The following is a 20,347-nucleotide window of genomic DNA, read 5'->3' as shown; positions in this document are numbered from 1 at the left end:
CCGCGGTGGCCGCCCTGCTGTCGGCCTCCGGCGTCGGGCAGGTGGACGTGCTCGACGGCGGGTACGTCGAGCCCTGGGACGTCGGCCCCTGCGGGGTGGGCGCGGAGCGGACGGGCGAGCGGCGGGACGCGGCGGCCCGGCGGGCGGTGCGGGAGGCGGCGCCACTGGTCCGGCAGAGGGCGCGGGCGGACGGGTCCGGGAGCGGGGCCGGAGCCGGGTCCGGGGCCGGGGCCGGGGAGTACGCGCCGCCGCTGGCGCTGACGGTGTTCGCGCCGCGGGACGGGGTGGCGGTGTGGGCGCCCGATCCGGCGGGGGCCCGGGAGGCGATGACGGCGGAGACGCCCCACCTGTACGCGGGGGTGGCGGAGGCCACGGGCGTGGTCGGCCCGTTGGTGCTGCCCGGCCGGTCGGCGTGTGCCGAGTGCCTGGCGCTGGACCGCGCGGCGCGGGACGCGGCCTGGCCCCGGATGGTCGCCCAGTGGAAGTCCGGCCGGCGGACGGAGGTACCGTCATGCGACATGGCACTGGCCACGGTCGTGGCGGGACTGACCGTGTCGTGGGCGCTCGCGTTCCTCGACGGTGGGTCCGCGGTGGGTGTGGGGACACGCCTGGAGCTGGCTCTGCCGGGTCCGGACTGGTCCTCGCGCCCGATCGAGCCGCATCCGCGGTGTCCGTGCGGCGCGGCGCGGTCCCCCGATGGGGGCCGTGCCCGGGCGGCGGGGGCCCCTCGCGGGACAATGCCCGGGTGACCGCCGTCCGCGGCGTGGCCGTTCAGCTAGTTGGAGGGGCGCATGTCTGATCTACCGCGCAAGGCGGTCGCTCGTACCGCCAAGTTGGCCGCGCTGCCCTTGGGGTTCGCCGGACGCACCGCGCTCGGGCTCGGCAAACGCATCGGCGGACGGCCGGCGGAGAAGATCGCCGCGGAGTTGCAGCAGCGCACGGCCGAGCAGTTGTTCGCCACGCTGGGCCAGCTCAAGGGCGGGGCGATGAAGCTCGGCCAAGCGCTGTCCGTCTTCGAGTCGGCCCTCCCGGAGCAGGTGGCGAGCCCCTACCGGGCGGCGCTGACCAAGCTCCAGGAGGCGGCGCCCCCGATGCCGGTGAAGTCGGTGCACGCGGCTCTGGCGGAGCGGCTGGGAGAGGACTGGCGGGACCTGTTCGAGGAGTTCGACGACAAGCCGGCCGCGGCGGCGTCGATCGGGCAGGTGCACCGGGCGGTCTGGCACGACGGCCGCGAGGTCGCGGTCAAGGTGCAGTACCCGGGGGCCGGGGAGGCCCTGCTGTCCGACCTCACCCAACTGGGCCGGTTCGCCCGGCTGCTGGGGCCACTGGTCCCGGGCATGGACATCAAGCCCCTGATCACCGAGTTGCGGGACCGGGTGTCCGAGGAGCTGGACTACGGGCTGGAGGCCCGCGCCCAGGCCGCCCACGCCCGGGAGTTCGCCGGGGACCCGGACGTCGTCGTCCCGGACGTGGTGCACCACACCGACCAAGTCCTGGTGACGGAGTGGCTGGAGGGGGTGCCGTTGTCCGAGGTGATAGCGGACGGCACCAAGGAGCAGCGGGACCGGGCCGGGCAGTTGCTGGCGCGCTTCCTTTTCTCGGGGGCTGCCCGTACCGGCCTCCTGCACGCCGATCCGCACCCGGGGAACTTCCGGCTGCTGACCGGGGGCGCCCCCGACGGGCCGCCCGCGAAGTGGCGGCTGGGCGTGCTGGACTTCGGCACCGTGGACCGGCTGCCGCAGGGGCTCCCGCCGGAGATCGGTACGGCGCTGCGGCTGACGCTGGAGGGCGACGCGGAGGCGGTCCACGAGCTGCTGCGGGACGAGGGGTTCGTCAAGCCGGGGATCGATCTCGACCCGGGCGCGGTGCTCGACTACCTGCTGCCGATCATCGAGCCGGCCCAGGTGGACGAGTTCACCTTCACCCGCGACTGGATGCGCGCGCAGGCGACGCGGATCGCCGACCCCCGCTCCCCCGCCTACCAGTTGGCCCGTCAGCTCAATCTGCCGCCGGCATATCTGCTGATCCACCGGGTCACCACCAGCACCATAGGAGTGCTCTGCCAACTGGGCGCGACCGTACGGCTGCGTGACGAGATGGAGGCGTGGGTCCCGGGGTTCGCGGCGGCCGGGAGCCGGAGTCAGGAGGAGACCCCCGCCTGAACGGGCGTGCCGGGGCCCGCGCGGCGCGGGCCCCGGGGTTCACCACCAGGAGGAGTCGAGGCGGCCCTCGATCGCTCTGATGTTGGCCCGGGCACAGTCGTCGCAGAAGTAGTGGCGGCTGCCGTTCTCCACGGAGCAGGTCCAGGTCGGCGGGGGGCCGTCGGCGGTGGTGCCGCAGCGGGCACACGTGACGGGGCGGGGGTCGTCGGGGTCCAACTGCGCTGCGTCAGGCGTCTTCTGGTCCACTCCCAGACGATATCCCCGTGAACGGCCGGTGACCGGCCGACGCACCCCGACGCACCGAGGGGCCGGTCCGTTCGGACCGGCCCCTCGGTTCACCAAGCGTTGCCCGGCCGTCTACTGCATGACGGCCATGGCCAAGGCCCTGCGGGCGCGCAGCGAGGCGCGCTCGGCGCGGCGCTGCATCCGGCGGGCGGCGGCGAGCCGGACGGCCCTGCGTTCCGACTCGGCCTCGCGGAGGCGCTCGTGCATATGCGCACGGGCCAGGATTTCTGGGATGAGTTGCATTTCGAGGTTCCTGTTCTGACGCGAGACGATCGCGCCGGAGGTATCACGGGCGGAGAGGGCGGAGCCGGCCGGCTCGGGGGACGGGCGGTGCATCGTCGGGACCTGCTTCTGGGGGTCGAGCGTCACGGGGCGGTCGATGGTGCCGTGGAGGTTCATGCGGCGACCGGGTTCTTGCGCGGACGGCCACGGGGACGCTTGCGGGCGACGACGACGCCCTGGACGAAGAGCTCGCCACCCCAGACGCCCCACGGCTCGCGGCGGTCCTTCGCCCCGGCGAGGCAGGCCTCACGCAGCGGGCAGGTCTGGCAGAGCGACTTGGCGTACTCGACGTCGGCCGGGGACTCGGCGAAGAAGACCTCGGGGTCGTAGGTGCGGCACGGCACGGGGGTGCCGAGGTTCTCGATCGCGTCGTCGAGGTCGGTGAGCGCGGTGAGGGGAGCGAGGGGGGTCAAGGAGTCCTCCGTGGGGACGGGCGGGGGGATCAGGTCGGTGGCTACTGACGGGGTGTGTGCCTTGATGTGCACGGTGTGTGTTCCTCGTCTGTGTTTTCCGGCTGGTGGCCGGGCTGGGTCCCCCTGCCGGGGGGCAAACAAAAGGGCCGCGGATCCCGGTGTGGGTTCCGCGGCCCTGGAAGGTGCCGACCTGATCTGCCGATCAGGCTGGATCTCTCCAGGGTTCGAGCCCACGGAAGGCCCACATCGTGTGGTGCTGGTACTGCTTGGCCCGGGAACCGGCGCCGTCGGTCTCCGCCGCAATGGCACGGACTCGTGCCACTACTGCCGTTTCCGCCACCTCAGGCGCCTTGGTCGGTCGCTCATTGCCCAGTGCCGACTCGAAAATCGGCAGCTTGGCGAGGGACAGACCGGTGCCCTGGACGGAACCGAACGACGGCGCGGCGCTGATGCCGGCCTCGATGCCGAGGGGACGCATGGCGAAGACCGGGCGATCGGTCATTTTGTTGCTGGTGATGAAGCTGATCATTGGTCTCGCCTCCTCTCGGCGTCTCGGGACGGGCCGGGGCCCGTCATGTTCGGTTTGAGTACAGCAGTACAGCACGGAACCAACGGATCCCGCGAGGGGCCGTTGCTTTCCTGCTCGGAAGGCTATGGGTAGGCCCTCCACGCACGCAAACTATTTTTCCGGAGAATTCTCGAGGCCCTCCTGCCGCTCCGGCTCGCGGCCGGCGCAGAGGGCCAGGACGTCGGCTCCGAACCGCCCCAGCTTGCGCACGCCCACCCCGGAGATGGCGGCGAGCTCCCCCTCCGTCTCCGGCACCGCCTCGGCGATGGCCAGCAGCGTCTTGTCGGTGAAGACGCAGAAGGCGGGCTGGCCGAGCCGCCGGGCCTGGTCGGCCCGCCAGTCACGCAGCCGCTCGTGCAGCCCCTCGTCCAGCTCGCTGGGGCAGTCCTCGCAGCGCATCAGCTTGATCTCGCCGGCGTCGGTCAGCGTCCGGCCGCAGACCCGGCACCGTGCGGGTCTGCGCGCCCGCGCCGGGCCCTTGCCACGCCCTTCCGCGACCGGACGGCCGCGGCCGTCCTCCGCACCGTCCCCGAAGCCGGAGCCGAACGAGACGTGGCCGCGGGGGGCCGAGAAGCTCACGGCGCCCGCGCCGGAGGCCGGAGATCCGGGCCGCAGACCGTTGAGGAAACGGCTGGGACGCCGGGAGGGACGGCCGCCGGGCGAGCGGGAAAGAGCCCACGACAGTGTCAGGTGCCGGCGGGCCCGGGTGACGCCGACGTAGAGGAGGCGGCGCTCCTCCTCCAGCTGCTCGTCCGTCTTGGCGTAGGTGATCGGCATCATGCCCTCGGTGAGGCCGACCAGGAAGACGGCGTCCCACTCCAGGCCCTTGGCGGCGTGCAGTGAGGCGAGCGTCACACCCTCGACCGTGGGGGCGTGCTGGGCCTCCATCCGCTCCTGGAGCTCGGTGACCAGATCGGCGAGGGTCGCGCCGGGGCGGGCGGCGGCGAAGTCCTCTGCGAGCCGCACCAGGGCGGCGAGGGACTCCCAGCGGTCGCGGACGGCGCCCGAGCCGGCCGGCGGCTCCGCGGTCCAGCCCCGGGACGAGAACACGGCCCGCACCTGGGCGGGCAGGTCCTCGGCGCCGGCCAGCTGCGGGTCGGTGCCGCCACCCGCCCGTGCGGCGCCGCGCAGCAGGATCTGCGCCTCGCGCACCTCGGGCCGTTCGAAGAACCGCTCGGCCCCCCGCAGCTGGTAGGGCACCCCCGCGTCGGCGAGGGCCTGCTCGTAGACCTCGGACTGGGCGTTGATCCGGTAGAGCACCGCGATCTCGCTCGCGGGCACCCCGGAGGCGATGAGGTCGCGGATCCGGCGGGCGACGCCCTCCGCCTCGGCCGGCTCGTCGGCGTACTCGGCGTAGCCGGGCTCGGGGCCGCTCTCGCGCTGGGAGACGAGCTCCAGCCGGTGCTCCGCGGCCTTCCCGCGGGCCTGGGCGAGCAGCCCGTTGGCGAGGTGCACCACCTGCGGCGTGGAGCGGTAGTCGCGGACGAGCCGGACGACCGTGGCCCGCGGGTGGCGGGACCGGAAGTTCAGCAGGTGGTCCGGGGTGGCGCCGGTGAAGGAGTAGATGGTCTGGCTGGCGTCACCGACCACGCAGAGGCTGTCCCGCTCCCCCAGCCACAGGTCCAGCAGGCGCTGCTGGAGGGGGCTGACATCCTGGTACTCGTCGACCACGAAGTGCTGGTACTGGCGCCGGACGGTCTCGGCGATGTCCGGCCGGTCCTGGAGGACGGCCACGGTGAGCAGCAGCACGTCCTCGAAGTCGATCACGCCGCGCTCGCGTTTGAGCTGCTCGTAGATCCCGTAGATCCTGGCCGTCTCCGCCGGGTCGCGGGGGGCTTCGCGGCCGGCCTTGGCGATGGCGGCGGGGTAGTCCTCGGGGACGGTCTGGGTGACCTTGGACCACTCGATCTCGGACGTCACGTCCCGCAGCTCGTTGCGGTCCAGCCGGATCCGGCAGCGGGCCGCCGCCTCCGCGACGATCTGCACCTTGCGCTCGGCCAGCCGGGGCAGCTCGCCGCCCACTGCCTTGGGCCAGAAGTACTGCAGCTGGCGCAGCGCGGCCGAGTGGAACGTCCGGGCCTGCACCCCCGCCGCGCCGAGCTGGCGCAGCCGGCCGCGCATCTCGCCGGCCGCCCGGTTGGTGAAGGTGACGGCGAGCACACTCGTCGGCTGGAACACCCCGGACCGGACGCCGTACGCGATCCGGTGGGTGATCGCCCGCGTCTTGCCCGTACCGGCGCCGGCCAGCACGCACACCGGCCCGCCCAGGGCCGTCGCCACCGCGCGCTGCTCCGGGTCGAGCCCGTCGAGCACGGCGTCGGCGGTCTCCGGCACCTGAGGGAAGAGAGGGGAGTGCGTTGCTGCTGTCACGCAGCCATGCTGCCAGGTCCGCGGAGGCGACCGGGAACGTTGTCCACAGGCGAGGCCCCGCGGTCGTACCATCACCACGGTGGTGGCCCGGCGCGGGCGCGTACGAGGGGCGGGAATGGTACGGCGGGGGCGCACGTTCTACCACCGGAGCTTCGCTCCCCCAGCTCGCCTGCAGAAGGAGTCCCGATGTCCGCCGTGACGATGTACAGCACCACCTGGTGCGGCTACTGCCGCCGCCTGAAGAGCCAGATGGACCGCGAGGGGATCGCGTACACCGAGGTGAACATCGAGCAGGACCCCGAGTCCGCCGCCTTCGTCGAGAAGGCCAACGACGGCAACCAGACGGTCCCCACCGTCCTCTTCCCCGACGGCTCGACCCTGACCAACCCCTCCCTGGCCCAGGTCAAGGCCAAGATCGGCGCCTGACCGGCCCGGGAAGCCCGCACCGGGCCCATGGGAAAGCCCCCGCCGCGGCGGGGGCTTTCCCATGCTCGGGGCCGGTCCTACGGCAGCGGTTCGCCGTACCAGAGTTCGACGAGGCGGGCTGCGATGGAGATGCCGGTGGGTGGGAGGACCTCGCCGGAGGCGAAGGCGGCGCGGAGGTCGTCGCGGGAGAACCAGCGGGCCTCGTGGATCTCCTCGCCGTCGACCTGGATCTCCGGGGAGGTGGCGCGGGCGAGGAAGCCGAGCATGAGGCTGGAGGGGAAGGGCCAGGGCTGGCTGGCGACGTACTCGACGTCGCCGACGACGACGCCGGCCTCCTCGGCGACCTCGCGGCGGACGGCCTGCTCGATGGACTCGCCCGGTTCGACGAAGCCGGCGAGGGTGGAGAAGCGGCCCTCCGGCCAGTGCATCTGGCGGCCGAGCAGGGCGCGGTCCTGGTCGTCCGTCACCAGCATGATCACTGCCGGGTCGGTGCGCGGGTAGTGCTCGGCGCCGCAGGCCGGGCAGCGGCGGATGTGGCCGGCGGCGGCGATGACGGTGCGTTCGCCGCAGCGCGAGCAGAAGCGGTGGAGGCGCTGCCAGTTCTCCAGGGCGACGGCGTGGACCAGCAGGCCGGCGTCGCGCGGGGAGAGCAGCAGGCCCGCCTCGCGGAGGCCGGCGGGGCGCGCGGACTGGTCCATGCGGCCGGGCAGGCTGTCCTTCTGGAGGGCGAAGTAGGCCACCCCGTCCTCGTCCTGGCCGAGGAAGTAGCGGTGCGTCTCGGTGGGGGGCGCGTCGAAGGCCGGGGTCATCACCAGTTCCGTACGGCCGTCGGGGGTGTCGTCGATCAGCGCCTGGCCGCCCGAGACCACGAACACGCGGGTCGACGGGTGGCTCCACGCCGCCGACAGCCACGCCTCGTCCAGCCGGTGGTGCGCGGCGCGGTCGATGCCGCTCGACCCGCTGAGCGTGATCGGCTGGTCTGCGGCGAAATCGGTCCTGGTGGTCACGGCTGCTTCCAACTCCCCCTGGTGGTGATGGCGGTGGTGCGTGTGGTGCGTCACGGCGTCCGGCCCGGTTCAGCCGGCGCGGCGGGTCCAGGACGTGTCGCCGGTGGCGAGGTCGTCCCAGAGGTGGGCGGCGGTCTCCACGCCCTTCATGAGGAGGTCGAGCTCGACCTTCTCGTTCGGCGCGTGCCAGCCGTCGGAGGGCACGGAGATGCCGAGGAACAGGACGGGGACGCCGAGGACGTCCTGGAGGTCGGCGGCCGGTCCCGAGCCGCCCTCCCGGGTGAAGCGGATCTTCTGCCCGAAGGCCCGGCCCATGGCGCGGGCGACAGCCTGGAGGGCGGGGTGGTCGAGCGGCGTCAGGCAGGGGCGCGTCGCGCCCGTGAACGTGAGCTCGTGGCGGACGCCGGCCGGGAGGCGGGCGGCGATCCAGTCCCGGACGGCCCGCTGGACGGCGTCGGTGTCCTGGCCCGCGACCAGACGGAAGGAGAGCTTCAGCTGAGCGGAGGACGGGACGATCGTCTTGCCGCCGGGGCCCTGGTAGCCGCCGCCGATGCCGTTGACCTCGGCCGTCGGGCGGGCCCAGACGCGCTCCAGCGTGCTGTAGCCGGCCTCGCCGAGGGTGGCGTGCGAGTGCGCGCCGCGCGTCCACCGCTTCTCGTCGAAGGGCAGCTCCGCGAAGAGCTCGCGCTCGCGGTCGGTGAGCTCGACGATGCCGTCGTAGAAGCCGGGGATCGCGACGCGGCGGTCCTCGTCGTGCAGCGCGGCGGCCAGCCGGGCGGCCTCGGTGGCCGGGTTGGGCACGGCGCCGCCGAACGCGCCGGAGTGGATGTCCTGGTCCGGCCCGTACAGGTCGACCTGGCACTCGACCAGGCCGCGCAGGCCCGTGCAGACGGTCGGGGTGTCCTCGCCCCACATGCCGGTGTCGGAGACGATCACGGCGTCGCAGGCGAGGCGGTCGGCGTGCGTCCGGAGGAGGTCGGGGAAGTTCGGCGAGCCGAACTCCTCCTCGCCCTCGATGATCAGCTTGAGGTTGACGGCGGGGGCGGTCCGGCCGGTGGCCGCCAGGTGGGCGCGCACGCCGAGGGTGTGGAAGAACACCTGGCCCTTGTCGTCGGCGGCACCCCGGGCGTACATCCGGCCGTCCTTGACGACGGGCTCGAACGGGTCGGTGTGCCAGCCGTCCTCCCGGGCGGCCGGCTGGACGTCGTGGTGGCCGTAGACCAGGACGGTCGGCGCGCCCTCGTCACCGGACGGCCACTCCGCGAAGACGGCGGGGGCGCCGGCTGTCTCCCAGACCTCGGCGACCGGGAAGCCGGTCGCCCTGAGCCGGTCCGCCAGCCAGTCCGCGCTGCGGCGCACATCGGCCGCGTGGCCGGGGTCGGCCGACACGGAGGGGATGCGCAGCCACTCGGCGAGGTCGTCGAGGAAGGCGGCGCGGTGCTGCTGGATGTACGCGCGGACGGCACTGTCCGGGGTGTCGCTCATGACGTCGAGCCTAGCCGGACACGGGCCGTGACCGGGACCGGGTTTGCCTCACTCACGCTCCCCGGTTCCTCCCCCGGCGGCTTCCCCGGCACCCTCTCCGAGCAGGATCCTTTCCAGCGCCGCCCGGTCCGGCAGCCTCGTCGGGCGGACCACTCGGCCGTCCCGTACGTGGACGAAGGCGGCGGCGACGGCGGACGGCGGCAGGCCGTGCCGCTCGGCCCAGGCGAGGCGGTAGACGGCGAGCTGGAGCGGGTCGGCGGAGCCGTCCCGGCCGGTCTTCCAGTCGACGATCTCGTAGGCGGCGCCGGTGCCGTATCCGGTGCCGTCGGTGCCCTCCTCGGTCCGGTAGACGGCGTCGATCCGGCCGCGGATCACCCGGCCCGCGAGGGTGATCCGGAACGGCGCCTCCACCCGGTACGGCGTGCGGTGGGCGTACGGGGTGCGCTCGAACGCCGCCTTGAGCTCGGCGAGGTCGCGCTCGTCGGCGATCTCCGTCTCGTCGTCGTCCTCGGCACCGGGCAGCTCGTCCGCGTCGAGGAGCGGCAGCGGCAGCGCCTCGAAGCGGGACTCGACCCAGGCGTGGAAGCGGGTGCCGCGGCGGGCGGCGGGCCGCGGCGGGCGGGGCATCGGCCGGGCCAGCTCGCTCGCGAACCCGTCGGGGTCGGCGGCCAGCTTGACCAGCTGCGACGCGGTCAGCGACGCCGGCAGCGGCACCTCGTGCACCGTCGCGCGCGCCCGGCGGAGCTCGCCCGCGAGGGCGTCCAGGTCGCGGTCCCATGAGGTGACCAGGCGGGACTCCTCGGGGGTGAGGGTGGCGCGGGGCGCTTTTCGGGCCGGGGTGCCCGTTGAGGTGGGGGTGCCCTGCGGGCGGCCGTGCCCCGGCCCCGCCCCTTCACCGTTTCCTGGGGGCAAGCCCCCAGACCCCCGCGGCACGCTGCGCGCGCCGTCCCGGGTGGACGAACCGTCCGGGGCAGGAACCCCGTCGACCGGAGCCGGAGGCCCAGCCGAGTCGGCGCCCCCGTCAGGGGTGAGTGCACCGTCGGAGCCATCGGTCACCCCCGACGCGGCGGAAGCCCGCTCGTCCCGGGGAGCCGGGACGGCGGGTACGGGGCGCTGTGCCGGATCGGGCGCCGGTGTTGCGGGCACCTCGCTGGTGTCGGGCGCAGGTGCCGTCGGGCGGGTGGTGGTGAGGGTGTCCCAGTCCGCCAGGGCGGAGTCCTCCTCGTGCGCGAGGTCTCCGTACGCCTCCTCGTCCGCCTCCGGCGGAGGCGGCCACTCCGGGTCGTGGGCCGGTTCCGGGGACGGGGCGGGGCTGGGGAGGCGGCCCAGGCGGGCGCGGACGGCGTCGGCCGCCTCGCGGCGGAGGGCGAGGGAGTCGGGGTCCAGGGGCAGCGGCCAGGCGCGGTCTGTCTCGGCCGCGTCGAGGGCGGGGTTGGTGGCGCCCTCCTCCGGGGGCTCGGCCCACGCCTCGATCTCGCCGTGTCCGGCCTCGCAGTGCTCGCGCAGGGCGTGCAGGAAGGCGGACGGGCCGCGGGGTCGCTTCTGCTCGGGGCCCCACCAGTGGCCGGAGCCGAGGAGGAGGGAGCGGGGGCGGGTGAAGGTGACGTAGCCGAGGCGCAGTTCCTCGGTGGCCTGGTGGTCCTTCATCCCGGCCTTGAAGGCGGCGATGCCCTTGGCGTCCCAGGCGGGGACCTCGGGGAGGGTGTCGGCGTCCCCGCGCAGGGTGTGCGGGAGGACGCGGGCCTGGGCGGTCCACGCGTCCCGCGCCTGCTCGCTCGGGAAGGTCTTGGCGACGAGCCCGGGGACGGCGACGACGTCCCACTCCAGGCCCTTGGACTTGTGGGCGGTCAGGACCTTGACCGTGTCCTCGGCGCCGGGGAGGGAGCTGTCGAGCCCCTTCTCGTACTGGGCGGCGGTGCGCAGGAAGCCGAGGAAGGCGAGCAGGCCGGCGTCGCCGTCCAGACCCGCGAAGCCGGCGGCGATGTCCAGGAACCGGTTCAGGGTCTCCCGGCGGCGGGCCGCCAGCGCGTGCGGCGAAGCGGAGAGCTCGACCTCCAGGCCGGTGGTGGCGAGGACCCGGTGCAGGACGTCCATCAGCGGGTCGGCCAGGCCACGGCGCAAGTCGCGGAGTTCGGTGGCGAGGCGGGCGAAGCGGATCCGGGCGTCGGCGGAGAAGGGCAGGCCGTCGTCGGGCGCGTCACCGGTCAGGAAGGTGTCGAGGGCGTCGGCGAGGGAGATCACCTCGGCCGGGTCGCGGCCCTCGACGGCCTCGGCGAGCCGCCGCTCGGGGTCCGTCCCCACGCCGCCGTAAGGCACCAGGGTGCGGGCGCGGCGGCCGAGGAGGGCCAGGTCACGGGGGCCGATGCGCCAGCGCGGGCCGGTCAGGAGGCGGACGAGGGCCGCGTTGGCGGTGGGATCCTGGAGGACCTCGCAGACGGCGACGAGGTCGGCGATCTCGGGCAGGTGGAGCAGCCCGGAGAGGCCGACGACCTCGACCGGGACGTCCCGTTCGACCAGCGCGCCCTGGATCCGGGCGAAGTCGGCCGCCGTGCGGCAGAGGACGGCGACGTCGCCGGGGCGGGTGCCGGTGCGCACCCGGTGGGCGATGGCGTCGGCGAGCCAGGCGAGCTCCTCGGCCTGGGTGGGCAGCAGGGCGCAGCGCACGTACCCGTCCCGCTCGGCGCCCGGAGCGGGCCGCAGCGCCTCGACGCCCTCGTGGAGGGCGCGCAGGGGCGCGGCGAGGCCGTTGGCGAGGCGGAGGAGCCGGCCGCCGCTGCGCCGGTTCTCGCTGAGGGAGTGGCGGGCGGCGGGGCGGCCGTCGGCGTGCGGGAAGTGGCGGGGGAACTCGTCCAGGTTGGCGACGGAGGCGCCGCGCCAGCCGTAGATCGCCTGGCAGGGGTCGCCGACGGCGGTGACGGCGTGGCCGGTGCCGCCGCCGAACAGGCCCGCGAGCAGCAGGCGTTGGGCGACGGAGGTGTCCTGGTACTCGTCGAGGAGGACGACGGAGAACTCCTCGCGGAGGATCCGGCCGACCTCGGGGCGGGTGCGGGCGAGCTCGGCGGAGAGGGCTATCTGGTCGCCGAAGTCGAGGAGGTCGCGGCGGCGCTTCTCCGCGCGGTACGCGGCGACCAGGCCGGTGAGTTCGCGCCGGGCGCGGGCCGTGTCGGGGATCTTGCGCAGGTCGGCGTTGGTGAGGCGGGCGCCTTCGAGGTCCTTGAGGAGGGCCTCGTCGTGGTCCAGCAGCTCCTTCGGCTCGACCAGGTGCTCGGCGAGCTCGGCGTCGAGGGCGAGGAGGTCGGCGACGAGGTCGCCGAACGGGCGGGTGAGGGCCGGGTGCGGGCCCGGGGACGTGCGCAGGACGCGGGCGGCGAGCTGGTAGCGGGTGGCGTCGGCGAGGAGGCGGGCGGTGGGCTCCAGGCCGATGCGCAGGCCGTGCTCCTTGAGGAGGCGGCCGGCGAACGCGTGGTACGTGGAGATCCGCGGCTCGCCGGGCCCCTCCTCGTCCGTGGCCTCGCCGGCCGTCACCCCGGCGGCGGCGAGCGCCTTGCGGACGCGCTCGGCGAGCTCGCCGGCGGCCTTGTTGGTGAAGGTGAGGCCGAGGACGCGCTCGGGGGCGACCTGCCCGGTGCCGACCAGCCAGACGACGCGGGCGGCCATCACCGTCGTCTTGCCCGAACCGGCCCCGGCCACGATGACCTGCGGGGCGGGCGGCGCGGTGATGCAGGCCGTCTGCTCCGGGGTGAAGGGGATGCCGAGGAGCTCCTTGAGCTGCTCGGGGTCGGTCAGGCGCGGGGTCACGTCACAAACGGTAACCGGGGGCACTGACAACGGGCCTTCGCGATCTTCCCGCCCTGAGGCTCCGGCCGTCATTCGACGACCTGGCGGCCCTCCGGGCGCGCCGAGCAGGAGGAGCGGAAGGCGCAGTGCGCGCAGTGCGTGCCGGGGCGCGGGGAGAACCGTTCGTCCAGGACGCGTCCCGCGGCGGTGGCGAGCAGGTCGCCGATCCAGTCGGTTCCGTCGGCACCGGCGGCCTCCGGCGGTTCCTGGGCCTGCACCCTGGGCAGCGCGTCGCCGCCCTCCTTCTTGGGGGCGCCCTGCCGGAGCTGGACGAGTTCCGCGCCGCCCGGGCGCGGGCGCGCGCCGTCGAAGACGTCGTCGACGGCGCCGTGCCCGACCGCGAGCTGGTAGACACCGAGCTGGGGGTGGCGGGCCACCTCGGCGGCGGTCGCCGGGGTCTTGCCGGTCTTGAAGTCGACGACGTAGGCGCGGCCCGCGGCGTCCCGTTCCACGCGGTCCATGGAGCCCCGGACGCGGACGTTCCGGCCGCCCGCGGTGAGGGTGACGTCGAAGGGGTGCTCGGTGGCGACCGGGGTGCGGCCGCGCTCCATGACGTGCCAGCGCAGGAAGCGCTCCAGGGCGGCCCGCGCGTTCTCCTTCTCCTGCCGGGACTTCCAGGGGGCGTCGAAGGCGAGCGCGTCCCAGACGGTCTCCAGGCGCTCCATGAGGACGGCGAGGTCGGCCGGGGTGCGGCCGGAGGCGACCTCGTCGGCGAGGACGTGCACGACGTTTCCGAAGCCCTGGGCCGTGCCCGAGGGCGCCTCGGCTCGCACCTCGCGCCCCAGGAACCACTGGAGCGAGCAGGTGTCCACGAGCTGGCCGACGGCGGAGCCGGAGAGGGCGACCGGCTGGTCCCAGTCGCGGAGCGGGACCTCGCTGTGCGTCGGCTCGTACAGGCCCCACCAGCGGTCGGGGTCGGCGGCCGGGACGAGCGGCCGGTCCTCGTCGTCGCGCAGGCCGGCGAGGCGGGCGAGCCGGTCCGCGGCGGCGGCCCGGAGGGCGTCCGACGCGGTGGGGTCCACGGTCGTGGCCCGCAGCTCGGCGACGAGCGCGGCGACGGCGAGGGGGCGGCGCGGGCGCTGGGTGACGTCGACCGGTTCGACGCCGAGTTCGGCGAGGAAGCGGGACGGCTGGTCGCCGTCCTCGGCGGCGGCCTTGACGGCCGTCACGACGAGGCGTTCGCGGGCGCGGGTCGCCGCCACGTAGAACAGCCGGCGTTCCTCGGCCAGCAGCGCGCCGGGCGGGAGGGGGTCGGCGAGGCCGTCGCGGCCGATGCGGTCCGCCTCCAGGAGCGAGCCGCGGCGCCGCAGGTCGGGCCAGAGGCCCTCCTGGACGCCGGCGACGACCACGAGGCGCCACTCCAGGCCCTTGGAGCGGTGCGCGGTCATCAGCCGGACGGCGTCGGGGCGGACGGCCCGGCGGGTGAGGGTGTCGGCGGCGATGTCCTGGGCCTCCAGCTCGTCCAGGAAGCCGAGCACGTCGCGGCCGCCGGCACGCTCCTCGGCGCGGGCCGCCGTCTCGAACAGGGCGCAGACGGCGTCGAGGTCGCGGTCCGCGTTCCGGCCGGCGGCGCCACCGCGGTGCGCGGCGCGCCGCAGCCGGTCCGGCCAGGGAGCGGGGTGCCGGGGCGTGCCGTTCCAGAGCGTCCACAGGGCGTCCTCGGCGGTGCCGCCCGCCTGGAGCTGGTCCCGGGCGGCGCTCAGCAGCGCGGCCAGGCGCTGCGCACCCCGCGCGTACGCCGGATCGTGCGCCACCAGCCGCTCCGGCGCGGCGAGCGCCTCGGCGATGAGCACGTCCGAGGGCCGCGGCGCGGTACGGCCGGCGGCTCGCTCCTCCTCCCGCAGGGCCCGCCCGAGGCGGCGCAGGTCGGTGCCGTCCATGCCGCCGAGGGGTGAGGTGAGGAGGGTCAGGGCGGTCTCGGGGGCGAGCGGAGGGCGCCCGGTGTTCGCGCCGGGCGCGGGCACCCCACCGGCCTCCGGCGCCGCGCCGGGCTCGTGCGCGGGGGCATAGCCGGGCTTGTGCTCCCGTCCGGCGTCGGTCGGGCCGTTCTCGTAGTCATCGGCGGAATCGTCGGCGGAGTCGTCGGCGACGGTTCCGGGGCCGGCGGGGCCGTCCGCGCCCGGCCCGCGTGCGGGCTCGGCGCGGCCGTCTTCGGGCGCGGCGGAGTCGTCCCCGGCTCCCTCGGCGTCTTCCCCGGGAGCGGGGTCCGTCGCCCACTCCGCCACCACCCGCAGGGCCGTCAGCAAGGGGGTGACGGCCGGTTCGTGGCGCAGGGGGACGTCGTCGCCGTCGACCTCGACCGGAACGCCCGCCGAGGTCAGGGCGCGGCGGAGGGTCGGGAGGGAGCGGGAGCCGGCACGGACGAGGACGGACATGGCGCCCCAGGGGACGCCGTCCTCCAGGTGGGCGCGGCGGAGGATGTCGGCGATGTTGTCGGTCTCGGCGCCGGGCGTCGGGTAGGTGTACGCCTCCACGCGGCCGCCGGGGCGGACGGCCGCCAGGTCGCGGTGGGCGCGGACGGCGTCGGCCGGGAGGCGGGTGAGGGGCATCCTCCGGGTGAGGAGCCGGGTGGCGGCGAGGAGGGCGGCACCCGAGCGGCGGGACGTGGTCAGGACGCGGACCGGGGCGGGCGAGCCGTCGCGGCGCGGGAAGGCCGACGGGAAGTCGAGGATGCCGCCCACGTCCGCGCCGCGGAAGGCGTAGATGGACTGGTCGGGGTCGCCGAACGCGACCAGGGTGCGCCCGCCGCCCGCCAGCGCGCGCAGCAGCCGCGTCTGGGCGGCGTCGGTGTCCTGGTACTCGTCGACGAACACCGCGTCGTACCGCCCGGCGAGGTCCGCCGCGACCTCCGGCCGCTCGGCCAGCAGCACCGCGCGGTGCACCAGCTCGGCGTAGTCGACGACGCCCCGCGCGTCGAGCACATCGAGGTACTCGGCCAGGAAGGCCGCCGCCGCCGACCAGTCGCCGCGCCCGGTCCGTTCGGCGAAGGCCGCCAGCGCCTCCGGGCTCAGCCCCAGTTCCCGGCTGCGGGCGAGGACCGCGCGCACCTCGTCGGCGAAACCGCGGGTGGTGAGGCAGGCGCGCAGGTCGTCCGGCCAGCGCACGGTGGCGCGACCCGCGCGCTCCAGCTCGGTCTGGCCGGCGAGCAGCTCGCGGACGGCGACGTCCTGTTCGGGGCCGGAAAGCAGCCGCGGCGGTCCGGCGAACGGGTCGGCCTCCTGATGGGCGCGGACCAGGGCGAAGCAGTAGGAATGGAAGGTGGTGGCCTGCGGCGCGCGCGCCGCCAGCCCGCGCTCCCCCAGCCGGACGGCCATGCGGTCGCGCAGTTCGGCCGCGGCCTTGCGGCCGAAGGTCAGGACGAGCATCCGCTCCGGGTCGCCGCCGCGCCGCACCCGCTCGGCGACGGCCTCCACGAGCGTGGTGGTCTTGCCGGTCCCCGGGCCGGCGAGGACCAGCAGCGGCCCCTGCCCGTGCTCAACCACCGCGCGCTGTGCCGCGTCCAGTTCCGGGGGGACCACGTGCTCCGGGGGCGTGCGCACCAGGCGGTACGCGCCCGGCGCGGGCCGGGGCGCCCGTCGGCGCTCGGGACCGTCCGTGCGCGTCGGTTCCTCCGTGCGCGTCGGACCGTCCATACGCGTCGGACCGTCCGTACGCGTCGGACCGTCCGTACGCGTCGGGCCCTCCGGGCGCTCCGGGTCCTCCGGGCGCGGGCGCGCCGAGATGAGCGGGCCGGGAGCGCCGGACGAGCCGGGAGTGCCGGAAACGGGGGTGGAACTCACGTGAGGTGCCGGTCCTGCGGGTCGGGTACGTCGGGTACGGATCCCCGCGCGCCGTCGGGGCGCGGGGGTAGGGCAGCCCTCGACGCTACGCCAGGAGGCGGGTGGGGCGCAGTGCGTCCCGGGAGGCGCGGGGGCCGTTCGGGCACCTCACCCGTTCGGGTTGCCCGGCGGGCGGGTGGATCAGGTGGCGCGTTTCACACGCGACGCGCCGCGGCGCGCGCCCTTCGCGTCGGCGGGAGACGTCCTCCCGGCCTCTCGTTCCATTTCGCCGACACCCTCATCGACCTCACCGGCCTCACCGGCCTCATCGACCGCGACCGCCACCCCGTCCCACCGCGCCCGCGTCATCGCGATCCGCGGCACGTGCCCGTCGGCGGCGGGCCCGGCCGTCCGGAGCGGCGTGCCCTCCTCGCGGTAGTGGCCGAGCGCCGCCCGTTCGCGGCCGGGGAGCAGGACGCCGTCCGCCCGGACGACGCGCCACCACGGCACGGCGCCGCCGTACAGCGCCATCGCCCGGCCGACCTGGCGCGGGCCGCCCTCGCCGAGCCACTCGGCCACGTCGCCGTAGGTCATCACGCGGCCCGGCGGGATGATCTCGGCGACGGACAGGACCCGCTCCGCGTACTCGGGGAGCTCAGGGTGCGCCGGAAACCCAGGATGTTCCGGAAGCCCAGGGCGCTCCGGATGCCCGGAGTCCTCCGAAAGCCCATGCGATGCGTCGGTCACCCGGTCCATACTGCCGCAGGCGCCGCGCGCTCCGGGGCCGCGGTCCGGAGGTCCGAATTCCGGAAGATCACCGAGCGTGCGGGATCGGACTACAGGGCGTACGATCCGAGATCCGCGCCCCCGAAATGCACCCTGATACACCCTTGCCCGGCAGGGCCATGCCACCATCTTCCGGGCGGTGACTGGTGATACGAGAACGAGAAGACCAGGAAGACACGGACGACGAGCAGGGCGCGGGACCTCCTGAGGAGGCCGGCGCCCGCCAGGCGCTGCCCGGGAACGGGAACGGAAACGGCGAGGGAGCCGAGCGGTCGCGCGCCGGCGCCCCGGCCGGCCCGGCAGCCGGCTCGTCGTTCCCATGCGACACGAAGGACGGCGAGGTCCACATCGACAAGGTCTCCGGCGACGAGCCGCTGCTCCCCGCCCGCGTCCACCGCCCCGCCGACCTCGTGCGCATGCTGCTCGGGATCATCGGCATCGCCGTCGTCCTCGCCCTGGCCGCCTTCGCGCACGGCACCACGACCGGCCTCGCCAGCGACATCAAGGAGAGCGCCGGGCACGCCCCGCAGACGCTCGCCAACATCGCCGGCCTCACGGCCAACATCGCGATCTTCATCGTGCCCGTGGCCTTCGCCGTCGAACGGCTGGTCAAGCGGGACGGCCTGCGCATCGCCGACGGCGTCCTCGCGGCCGTCCTCGCGCACGGCGTCTCGCTCGGCGCCGCGCTCTGGGTCGCCGAGGCCGCCCCGGAGTCGATCAGGGAAGCGCTCACCCGGATCACCCCGACGCACGAACTGACCGATCCGGTCCACGGCTACCTCGCCCCCGTGATCGCCTACATGACGGCCGTCGGGATGTCGCGGCGCCCGCGCTGGCGGGTCGCGATGTGGGCGGTGCTGCTGCTCGACGCGTTCGCGGTGCTGGTGAACGGCTACTCGACGCCGTTCTCGATCGCCACCACCGTCCTCATCGGCTGGACGGTCGCCTACGGCACCCTCTACGCCGTCGGCTCGCCCAACGTCCGCCCCACCGGCCAGCACCTCCTGCACGGCCTGCGCCGCGTCGGCTTCAAGCCGGTGAGCGCGCTGCGCACGGAGGAGGCGCCGGACGCCGAGCCGTCCCGGGGCACCGCGCAGGCCGCGCACGACCGGGGCCGCCGCTACGTCGTCACGCTGGAGGACGGCCCGCCGCTGGACGTCACGGTCGTCGACCGCGAGCAGCAGGCGCAGGGCTTCTTCTACCGGCTGTGGCAGCGGCTCGCGCTGCGCGGCATCACCCAGCGCCGCAGCCTCCAGTCGCTCCGCCAGGCCCTCGAACAGGAGGCGCTGCTCGCCTACGCGGCCATCGCCGCCGGCGCCAACGCCCCCAAGCTGATCGCCACCAGCGAGCTCGGCCCGGACGCCGTGATGCTGGTGTACGAGCACGTCGGCGGGCGGACGCTGGACACCCTGCCGGACAAGGAGATCACCGACGAACTGATCGACGGCGCCTGGCGACAGGTGCGCGCCCTGCAGTCACGCCGGATCGCGCACCGGCGCCTCGACGGCGACGCGCTCCTGGTGGATCGTTCCGGCAACGTCGTCCTGACCGACCTGCGCGGCGGCGAGATCGCCGCCGGCGACCTGGTGCTGCGGATGGACGTCGCCCAGCTGCTCACCACGCTGGGCCTGCGGGTCGGTGCCGAACGGGCGGTGACCTCGGCCGTCGCCGTGCTCGGCCCGGACGCGGTCGCCGACAGCCTGCCGCTGCTCCAGCCCATCGCCCTGACCCGCGCGAGCCGCGCGACCCTGCGCCGGCTCGCGCGCGACCGCGCCCAGCGCGAGCGGGAAGCGGTGCTGGAGGCGTCGCGGATCGCCAAGGAGGAGCGGGCCCGCGAGCGGGCGGAGAAGGGCTCGGGTCCGGCGGACGACCGCCGGGCGCTCAAGGCCGAGAAGAAGGCGGAGAAGCAGGCGCTGGACGTCGCGGCCGAAGAGGCCCGCGAGGAGGACCTGCTGGCGCAGATCCGCCGGCAGGTGCTGCTGATCCGGCCGCAGGCGCCGATAGAGCCGGTACGGCTGGAGCGCATCCGGCCGCGTACCCTCATCAGCTCGATCGCGGGCGCCATCGCCGCGTACTTCCTGCTCTCGCAGCTGTCGCACGTCGAACTCGACAAGATCGTCGAGCACGCCAACTGGGGCTGGGTGGCGGTCGCCGCGGCCTTCTCCGCGCTGTCCTACTTCGCGGCGGCCATGCGGCTGCTGGGCTTCGTCCCGGAGAAGGTGCCGTACCTGCGGACGGTCATGGCGCAGGTGGCCGGCTCGTTCGTCAAGCTCGTGGCCCCGGCGGCGGTCGGCGGCGTCGCCTTGAACAGTCGCTTCCTCCAGCGGGCTGGGATCCGTCCCGGGCTCGCGGTGGCCAGCGTCGGCGCCTCGGAGCTGTTCGGCCTGGCCGCGCACATCCTGCTGCTGCTGACCTTCGGCTACATCACCGGCACGGAACGGACGGAGTCGCCGCTTCCGCCGTCCCGTACGGTCATCGGCGGGCTGCTGACGGCGGCGGTGCTGGTGCTGGTCGTGACGGCCATCCCGTTCCTGCGGAAGTTCGTCTCGACGCGGGTGCGCTCGCTGTTCGCGGGCGTCGTGCCGCGCATGCTGGACCTGCTCCAGCGACCGCGGAAGCTGGTCAACGGCATCGGCGGCATGCTGCTGCTGACCGCCGCCTTCGTGTTCTGCCTCGACACGTCGATCCGGGCGTTCGGCGGCGACATGAGCTTCGCCAGCGTCGCGGTGATCTTCCTGGCCGGCAACGCGCTGGGGTCGGCGGCGCCGACGCCCGGCGGGGTCGGGGCCGTCGAGGGCGTGCTCATCGGCGCGCTGACGCTGGCCGGGCTGCCGGCGGACATCGCGACGCCGGCGGTGCTGCTGTACCGGCTGCTGACGTTCTGGCTGCCGGTGCTGCCGGGGTGGTTCTGCTTCAACCAGCTGACGCGGAAGGGTGCCATCTGACGGAAGGGGCGCGTGCTGATGAA

At 74.9% G+C, this 20,347-nt stretch carries 14 protein-coding genes; 4 read left to right on the top strand and 10 right to left on the bottom strand.

Annotated elements, in window-relative coordinates; translation table 11 throughout:
• Both JNW98_RS23845 and JNW98_RS23840 read left to right on the top strand, forming a co-directional pair.
• On the top strand, nucleotides 1-749 hold a 749-nt coding region (locus JNW98_RS23845), incomplete at its 5' end, for a ThiF family adenylyltransferase (RefSeq protein WP_223770327.1).
• Between the two features lie 42 nt (nucleotides 750-791).
• The gene (locus tag JNW98_RS23840) at nucleotides 792-2,162 is read left to right on the top strand and encodes an ABC1 kinase family protein (protein WP_223770326.1); all 1,371 of its coding nucleotides are present in this window, start codon (nucleotides 792-794) and stop codon (nucleotides 2,160-2,162) included.
• Between the two features lie 39 nt (nucleotides 2,163-2,201).
• Here JNW98_RS23840 and JNW98_RS23835 read toward each other — a convergent pair whose 3' ends face one another.
• The 5 genes from JNW98_RS23835 to JNW98_RS23815 form a co-directional block, all read right to left on the bottom strand.
• Nucleotides 2,202-2,408, bottom strand: coding sequence for a hypothetical protein (locus JNW98_RS23835; protein ID WP_223770329.1), 207 nt, complete (start codon nucleotides 2,406-2,408; stop codon nucleotides 2,202-2,204).
• A 111-nt stretch (nucleotides 2,409-2,519) separates the two neighbouring features.
• A complete protein-coding gene (locus JNW98_RS23830) occupies nucleotides 2,520-2,846 on the bottom strand; it encodes a putative WhiB-interacting protein (protein ID WP_223770325.1) in 327 nt (108 codons plus the stop codon).
• Complete coding sequence (locus JNW98_RS23825; RefSeq protein WP_004937453.1) at nucleotides 2,843-3,214, bottom strand: WhiB family transcriptional regulator; 372 nt, start codon at nucleotides 3,212-3,214, stop codon at nucleotides 2,843-2,845. The genes JNW98_RS23830 and JNW98_RS23825 overlap by 4 nt, the downstream gene beginning before the upstream one ends.
• A gap of 130 nt (nucleotides 3,215-3,344) precedes the next feature.
• Entirely contained in the window at nucleotides 3,345-3,671 is a 327-nt protein-coding gene (locus JNW98_RS23820; protein WP_223770324.1) for a hypothetical protein, read from the bottom strand.
• A 150-nt stretch (nucleotides 3,672-3,821) separates the two neighbouring features.
• Entirely contained in the window at nucleotides 3,822-6,080 is a 2,259-nt protein-coding gene (locus JNW98_RS23815) for an ATP-dependent DNA helicase UvrD2 (RefSeq protein ID WP_372459312.1), read from the bottom strand.
• Nucleotides 6,081-6,266: 186 nt separating this feature from the next.
• Here JNW98_RS23815 and JNW98_RS23810 point away from each other — a divergent pair, with 186 nt between their 5' ends.
• Nucleotides 6,267-6,506 (top strand): mycoredoxin, encoded by a 240-nt coding sequence (locus JNW98_RS23810; protein ID WP_223770322.1) that lies wholly within the window; start codon nucleotides 6,267-6,269, stop codon nucleotides 6,504-6,506.
• A 77-nt stretch (nucleotides 6,507-6,583) separates the two neighbouring features.
• On the opposite strand, the gene nudC is transcribed toward JNW98_RS23810, so the two are convergent.
• From nudC to JNW98_RS23785, 5 genes are all read right to left on the bottom strand, one after another.
• Nucleotides 6,584-7,513, bottom strand: a complete 930-nt coding sequence (gene nudC / locus JNW98_RS23805) for an NAD(+) diphosphatase (RefSeq protein ID WP_223770321.1) — start codon at nucleotides 7,511-7,513, stop codon at nucleotides 6,584-6,586.
• 69 nt (nucleotides 7,514-7,582) lie between these two features.
• Nucleotides 7,583-8,998 carry a dipeptidase gene (locus JNW98_RS23800; protein ID WP_223770320.1) on the bottom strand — a complete coding sequence of 472 codons (1,416 nt, stop codon included), beginning with the start codon at nucleotides 8,996-8,998 and terminating at the stop codon, nucleotides 7,583-7,585.
• Nucleotides 8,999-9,046: 48 nt separating this feature from the next.
• Complete coding sequence (locus tag JNW98_RS23795) at nucleotides 9,047-12,796, bottom strand: ATP-dependent DNA helicase (RefSeq protein WP_223770319.1); 3,750 nt, start codon at nucleotides 12,794-12,796, stop codon at nucleotides 9,047-9,049.
• A 68-nt stretch (nucleotides 12,797-12,864) separates the two neighbouring features.
• A complete protein-coding gene (locus JNW98_RS23790) occupies nucleotides 12,865-16,467 on the bottom strand; it encodes an ATP-dependent helicase (protein ID WP_223770318.1) in 3,603 nt (1,200 codons plus the stop codon).
• Between the two features lie 327 nt (nucleotides 16,468-16,794).
• Nucleotides 16,795-17,349 carry an MGMT family protein gene (locus JNW98_RS23785; RefSeq protein ID WP_372459311.1) on the bottom strand — a complete coding sequence of 185 codons (555 nt, stop codon included), beginning with the start codon at nucleotides 17,347-17,349 and terminating at the stop codon, nucleotides 16,795-16,797.
• Between the two features lie 176 nt (nucleotides 17,350-17,525).
• Between JNW98_RS23785 and JNW98_RS23780 the strand changes: the two genes are divergently transcribed.
• Nucleotides 17,526-20,324 (top strand): flippase-like domain-containing protein, encoded by a 2,799-nt coding sequence (locus JNW98_RS23780; protein ID WP_223770316.1) that lies wholly within the window; start codon nucleotides 17,526-17,528, stop codon nucleotides 20,322-20,324.
• Nucleotides 20,325-20,347: the final 23 nt, after the last annotated feature.

The organism is Streptomyces huiliensis, assembly GCF_020037025.1.
GTDB classification, from domain to species: Bacteria; Actinomycetota; Actinomycetes; order Streptomycetales; family Streptomycetaceae; genus Streptomyces; species Streptomyces huiliensis.
Note: the sequence above shows the minus strand (reverse complement) of the source record. Positions and strands in the feature narration are given on the sequence as shown.

Excerpts from the sequence above, each read along its gene's own strand:
- JNW98_RS23840 (WP_223770326.1), top strand. The coding sequence starts at position 792 with ATGTCTGATCTACCGCGCAAGGCGGTCGCTCGTACCGCCAAGTTGGCC.
- JNW98_RS23830 (WP_223770325.1), bottom strand. The coding sequence starts at position 2,846 with ATGAACCTCCACGGCACCATCGACCGCCCCGTGACGCTCGACCCCCAG.
- JNW98_RS23820 (WP_223770324.1), bottom strand. The coding sequence starts at position 3,671 with ATGATCAGCTTCATCACCAGCAACAAAATGACCGATCGCCCGGTCTTC.
- JNW98_RS23810 (WP_223770322.1), top strand. The coding sequence starts at position 6,267 with ATGTCCGCCGTGACGATGTACAGCACCACCTGGTGCGGCTACTGCCGC.
- JNW98_RS23800 (WP_223770320.1), bottom strand. The coding sequence starts at position 8,998 with ATGAGCGACACCCCGGACAGTGCCGTCCGCGCGTACATCCAGCAGCAC.
- JNW98_RS23790 (WP_223770318.1), bottom strand. The coding sequence starts at position 16,467 with ATGGACGGTCCGACGCGCACGGAGGAACCGACGCGCACGGACGGTCCC.
- JNW98_RS23785 (WP_372459311.1), bottom strand. The coding sequence starts at position 17,349 with ATGGACCGGGTGACCGACGCATCGCATGGGCTTTCGGAGGACTCCGGG.